The following is a 6,259-nucleotide window of genomic DNA, read 5'->3' as shown; positions in this document are numbered from 1 at the left end:
CGTCCCACAGCCGTTTCTTCAGCCGTCCTACCTTGTTATCCTCAAAAAATATGTTCGGATACGCTGTCGTTAAGTACTTCTCTTGCATGAAATATTGCTCCTTTCATTGGTTTGGCCCACAAACAAAAAACGTTTTTATTCTTAATGAAAATATATCATGAAGAGAAAAAGGGTGTCAATTGGTTATAAATCACAATAACAAGAAGAGGATATATCATATATTTAACAAAAATGATGGATTTAACAAAATTAATATTGCATTTCTGGGGGGGGGGGGGGGGGGTATAATGGCGACAACAAATAAAAACGTTTTTATCAAAACAGCCTGCATTTATGGTAAAGCATGTAATGATCTTTTTACTTAAGTATAACCGTATTGAATTTTACTCAACTGGAGGCGTGGAACACCATGAAAGCAATTATCTTCAAAAAACCGGGGGAATATGCTTATGAGGATCGTCCAGTACCACAGGTGGAAAAGCCGGATGACGTTCAGATTAAAGTGCTGGGCGTAGGTATTTGCGGTACGGATCTGCATGTTTTGATGGATCCGCCAATGCATCCGGCAAAGCCTGGTATTATTTTTGGCCATGAATACTGTGGTGAGGTTGCCGCGGTAGGGGAGGCAGTGGATTGGTTGAAGCCCGGGGACAGAGTTATTGTTGATCCGCACCCGCCATGCGGATGCTGTAAAAATTGCCGGAGCGACCGTCCGGGCCAGTGTACTACGCTATACAGCCAGCAGGATACGCCGTGGCCGGAGCATGGAGTTACGAGGGGGCTTTTTGCGGACGGTGCATTGACAAGCTATACCTGTGTTCCAGCACATTCCGTTTACAAGATCAGCAAAGATACCCCTTGGCAGCTTGCCGCCTTGGCTGAACCGCTTTCTTGTGTTGGTTATGCTATTGAAAAACTGGATATTCAAGCAGGGGATACGGCTTGTGTTCTGGGGGCAGGCCCTATGGGACTCCTTTTTGCGGCAATGGCAAAAGCAAATGGTGCGACAAAGGTTATCGTGTCGGAGCCGTATGAATACCGCAGAGAAAAAGCGTTAAAGTGCGGTGCCACCCGTGTGGTTGATCCTGCTAAGGAAGATTTGAAGGCAGTCTGCTTAGAGGAAACGGATGGACTGGGGGTGGACCATTGTATTGAAGCGGTAGGGCAACTGTTGCCCACAGCGATTGACATGATTCGCCCTGGAGGAAAAATCGTGATGTTCGGACATGACGAAACGGCTATGCCGCCGGTACGGCTGGCAGAGATTGTTCGCAAAGAGGCAGCGATTTTTGGTGGGTTCCTTGGAAAATATTATTTTGAAAAAACAGCTCGTATTATAGAAAGTGGAATACTGCCGTTGGAGGAGATTGTAACACATACCTTCCCGCTCAGCGAGTATGAAAAAGGGCTTGAGCTGCTGCGGGCAGGTAAGGCTTTGAAAGTAGTAATGTATCCGGAGGAATACTGAGGGGTATTTTATGAAAAATGTTGTTGCAATCCTGGGCGCTGGCCGTATCGCGAGAGTTCACGCTGAAGCATTGGTTCGGTTTCAACGGGATGTCCGAATTAAATACATTATTGATCCATACCTGACCGAAGAAGCTCGACAGTGGGCTGGTCGAATTGGCATAGAAAATACGGGTGTGGACGCAAACTGTGTTTTCGAGGACGCGGAAATAGATGCTGTATTTATTTGCTCACCGACACCAACGCACTGCACCTATATCATGAGGGCTTGCGAAACCGGTAAAAATATATATTGTGAAAAACCGCTGGATTCTGACATCGAAAAAATTTACCAGGCCATTGGAGCAATACAAAAATCCGGCATAAAATTTCTGATGGGCTTTATGCGCCGTTTCGATGTAAACCAACAAAAACTGAAAAATACAGTGTCCAGTGGAAAAATTGGGGTTCCTCAAATCATTAAACTCTGTTCAAGAGATCCCGCGCTGCCTCCTTATGAATATATTGCCTCGAGTGGAGGAATTTATTTTGATTCCATGATTCACGACTTTGATCTTGCCAGATTTTTTTCAGGTTCTGAAGTCTCTGAGGTATATGCCTGCGGTAACGCATTGATTGATCCTGTATTGACAGAGTATGGTGATATCGATACGGCTCTGGCTGTTTTGAAATTCGATAGTGGAGCGGTTGGACTGATTGATCTGAGCCGTCAGTCGAATTGCGGATATGACCAACGTACCGAGGTCCATGGCTCAAAAGGTTTTGCACAGGTAGGGAATGTGCCGGAGACAACAGTAAGCATACATAATGAAGACGGCGTTCATGAAGATAAGCCGGTATATTTCTTTCTGGAGCGCTATGCAGATGCTTTCGTGCATGCGCAAGCGACATTTTTTGATGTGGTGAATAATGGTGCGGAACCGCCGGTTACGGCCTATGACGGGCTGCAAGCAGTGCGGATAGCAAAAGCGGCGACACTTTCCTGGAGAGAAAACCGCGCTGTCAAACTTGATGAGATCCCCTGATCCGGAAAGCAGGGGATCAATAACAAAAGCAGTTCTACCATGAATGTAGGGACGAGAAGAGGAGGAAAATCATGAAAAAAAGAATCGCTTTGTTTGTGGTATTTGCAATGCTGATGAGCCTGTTTGCTGGATGTTCGTCAGATGGAGCATCCGGAAACGATGCTTCCACTGATTTGCCGCAGGACGAGGCAGCAGAAGATAAAATCGTTATCGGCTACACAGTAAACGATTTGAATGATACCTGGGTTTCGTCTGTTATCGATTATGTTGAGCAATGGGCGGATGAACACCCGGATGTGGAAGTCATCATTGGCGATGGTAAATCTGATGTGTCCACACAAATGGCTGTCGTAGAAGGCTGGATTGAAATGGGAATTGACAGCGTTTGCCTTAAGCCTGTCGATTATGAAGCCTCGCTTTCTATTCTTGATTCCGTCAAAGCAGCGGGGATCAATTATGTAGCCATGCAGCAGGATGCGGAAGATGCGGATTGTTTTGTCGGTGCAAATGGTGTAGAGACTGGCGAAGCGCAGATGCAGGCGGTTATCGATGCCATTGGCGGCTCCGGTAAGATCGCATATCTGGCGGGTACGGAGGGTACGCTGGTTGCCTCTGAAAGAGAAGAAGGTTCAATGTCTGCCTTGGAAGCATCGCCTGAATGTGAACTGGTTGCACGCGAGGATGGAGATTGGTTGCGTGAAGACGCCATTTCGATCGTAGAAACCTGGATTACCTCTGGCATTGAATTTGATGCGATCTGCGCGGCCTGCGATGAAATGGCAATCGGCGCGATTTTGGCGCTGCAGGATGCAGGGATAGACGATGTTGTTGTCGCGGGTATTGATGGCCTTCAGATGGGCTGCGAATATGTAAAGAATGGCGATATGACGCTTACTTTTTATGCAGACGCGAAAGGCTTGGCCTATGAATCGCTGGATGCTGCGCTGGCACTGGCCAAAGGCGGGCAGCCGGAAGATGTCGTCCTGAAAGATCTGCTGGTTAATAGAGATAATGTGGATGAATATTTGGCATTGTGGAGTTAAACACACCTAAAAATACATAGGTCGGAACGCTGCTGCGCTTCCTGTATTAAGAATGGAAAAGCAGCACTGTCTCTTTCTGCGCAAATGGTTGTCCGCAAAAGCGGGCAACCATTTGTAAACTATCATGCGGCAAGGAGGAGTACTTTTGGGACAAGAGTATATTTTGGAGGCAAGCGGTATTTGTAAAGCGTTTCCCGGGGTGATCGCTCTGTCAGATGTGGATTTGCGCGTAAGAAAGGGAACCGTCCATGCTCTGATGGGGGAGAATGGCGCTGGCAAGTCCACAATGATGAAAATCTTGTTGGGAATTTATTCGCGGGACAGTGGGAAAATCATTTTTAACGGGAAAGAAGTACACTATAAAGGGCCAAGAGAAGCTCTGGATGACGGCCTGGCCATGATTCATCAGGAGCTAAGCACGGTGCAGGAACTCAAAGTATATGAAAACATTTTTTTAGGCAAGGAAATATGTTTGAAAGGGCTCTGGATCAAAAACGATAAAGCGATGCATGAAGCGGCTCTTCAACTTTTTAATCGACTGGAGATTGATATAGATCCAGATGCAAAAATGAAAACCTTGAGTGTTGCCAAGCAGCAGCTTTGTGAGATTGCCAAAGCAATTTCATATAATGCAAAACTGATTATCATGGACGAGCCGACCTCCGCCATCACAGAAACAGAAGTCGCGCATCTATTCAAAATTATTCGCAAGCTCAGGGATGAGCAAGTCAGTATCATTTACATCACACATAAGATGGACGAGGTATTTGAAATCTCCGATGATATATCGGTGTTTCGTGACGGTCAATACATTGGAACAAAGCTGGCAAGCGATATTACTTATGATGAGTTGATTCAAATGATGGTTGGCCGTACAATTACCAATATTTTTCCCAAGGAAGAAGCGGAAATCGGAGAAGTTTATTTGAAGGTAGAAGGGCTAAGCCGTAATAACGAATTTCATGATGTCAGCTTTGAAGTTCGCAGGGGAGAAATATTTGGCTTGGCCGGCCTGATGGGCGCAGGGCGTACTGAGGTCGTTGAAACACTGTTTGGCGTTCGAAAAAAGTCTGCGGGTAAAATTTATGTGGATGGAAAAGAAGCGCGGATTAAATCGCCCAGTGATGCAATTCGATATGGGTTTTGCCTCCTTACGGAAGATAGAAAACAAAGCGGCTGTTTTTTATCGTTAAGCGTGCGTTTGAATACAGTGGCTGCCTCATTATCCAAACATGCAAAAGGGCCCTTTATCATGCGGAAAATGACCGTGCATTCTGCGGAAGAGATGAAAAAGCTCCTTTCGATAAAGACCCCCGGAATTAACACACCGATTTCAAATCTGTCAGGGGGAAATCAACAAAAGGTATTGGTCGGACGATGGCTGCTAACCAGCCCCGATATCCTTATTTTCGATGAGCCCACACGCGGTATCGATGTGGGAAGTAAATCCGAGATTCACAGGCTGCTGACAAACCTTGCCAAGCAAGGGAAATGCGTTATCATCGTTTCCTCAGAAATGCCGGAGGTCATGGGGATGAGCGATCGAATACTGGTAATGAGCGAGGGGAAAGCCGTCGGCATCATTGAGCGTAAGGATTTCTCTCAAGAAAAGATCATGCGCTACGCAACCGGTACAGCAGATTAAATGGGGAGGAATTCTTGATGAAAAAGTCGCTTGCAATGAAAGACAGACTGCAGGTCGTTATTAAAGAGTACAGCGCTATTTTAATTTTGTTGGCGCTGGTGTTGGCTATGAGTATCCTGAAAGGGGATTCGTTTTTAAAAAGCACGAATCTGGTTAATATCATTCGTCAACAGGCTGTGATCGGTATTATTGCCTTGGGCATTATGTTCCCCATTGTCAGTGGCGGTACTGACCTTTCCGGAGGTTCGGTGGTAGCGCTGTGCGGCGTTTTTGCAGCTTTGGCGGTTCGAGCGGAGCTTCCCATCCCGTTGGTGTTTTTGATTGCAATAGTTATTGGAGCCTTGACAGGAGTGATTAACGGATTTTTTATAGCGTATGGCAACGTTCCTGCTTTTATCGCAACGCTGGGAATGATGTCAGCAGCAAGAGGAGCGGCCTTGCTGATTACCGATAGCAAAAACATCAATGGGTTTTATGACGCATTTGAAAGCATCGGGACAGATTCTTTCTTGGGATTACCTATTGCAGCGTGGATATTTGTTTTGATGGCGATTATCATTTACATTATTTTGGAGCGCACAAAATACGGAACTTCGATATATGCAATTGGAGGAAACGCAACTGCTGCAAAGGTCTCGGGTATTAATGTTCGTCTATGTAATTTCATGGGGTATGTGATTGCCGGTATTTGCACGGGGGTAGCCGCTGTTGTGCTGACAGCCAGAATGCGCTCGGGGAATCCTTCTGTTGGCAACGCCTATGAAATGGATGCGATTACTTGCGTAATTTTAGGTGGCGCCAGTTTTTCCGGCGGTAGTGGAAAAGTTGTCAATACGGTATTTGGCGCTTTGATTTTGGGTATTTTGGTAAATGGCATGACCATGCTGCAGATCGACTCCAATTTGCAGAGTGTGGTCAAGGGTGCTGTTATTGTTATAGCGGTATTTCTCGATTCCCGCAAACGGACGGATTGAATTGGGGAATTATGTAAAGATGAAGATTGAATTTCAAAAAAAAATCAGATATAATAAAACAGCTATATTCAACCCTGAATTTGCAAGTAGCAGAACGGGGTAAGC

General features: G+C 45.8%; 5 protein-coding genes. All 5 read left to right on the top strand.

What is annotated here, in order from left to right; all coding sequences use genetic code 11:
• Nucleotides 1–409: 409 nt before the first annotated feature.
• On the top strand, nucleotides 410–1,468 hold the full coding sequence (locus OCV66_RS12770; RefSeq protein WP_147574486.1) for a zinc-dependent alcohol dehydrogenase: 1,059 nt from the start codon (nucleotides 410–412) through the stop codon (nucleotides 1,466–1,468).
• 10 nt (nucleotides 1,469–1,478) lie between these two features.
• Nucleotides 1,479–2,492, top strand: a complete 1,014-nt coding sequence (gene iolG, locus OCV66_RS12765) for an inositol 2-dehydrogenase (protein ID WP_054328097.1) — start codon at nucleotides 1,479–1,481, stop codon at nucleotides 2,490–2,492.
• Between the two features lie 71 nt (nucleotides 2,493–2,563).
• Nucleotides 2,564–3,535: a substrate-binding domain-containing protein gene (locus OCV66_RS12760; protein ID WP_054328096.1), complete on the top strand. Its 972-nt coding sequence runs from the start codon at nucleotides 2,564–2,566 to the stop codon at nucleotides 3,533–3,535.
• A gap of 124 nt (nucleotides 3,536–3,659) precedes the next feature.
• Nucleotides 3,660–5,180 (top strand): sugar ABC transporter ATP-binding protein, encoded by a 1,521-nt coding sequence (locus tag OCV66_RS12755; protein ID WP_390124573.1) that lies wholly within the window; start codon nucleotides 3,660–3,662, stop codon nucleotides 5,178–5,180.
• A gap of 17 nt (nucleotides 5,181–5,197) precedes the next feature.
• Nucleotides 5,198–6,154, top strand: coding sequence for an ABC transporter permease (locus OCV66_RS12750; protein ID WP_107631797.1), 957 nt, complete (start codon nucleotides 5,198–5,200; stop codon nucleotides 6,152–6,154).
• Nucleotides 6,155–6,259 lie beyond the last annotated feature (105 nt).

It is taken from the genome of Agathobaculum ammoniilyticum, assembly GCF_025567315.1.
Taxonomy (GTDB): Bacteria; Bacillota; Clostridia; order Oscillospirales; family Butyricicoccaceae; genus Agathobaculum; species Agathobaculum ammoniilyticum.
Note: the sequence above shows the minus strand (reverse complement) of the source record. Positions and strands in the feature narration are given on the sequence as shown.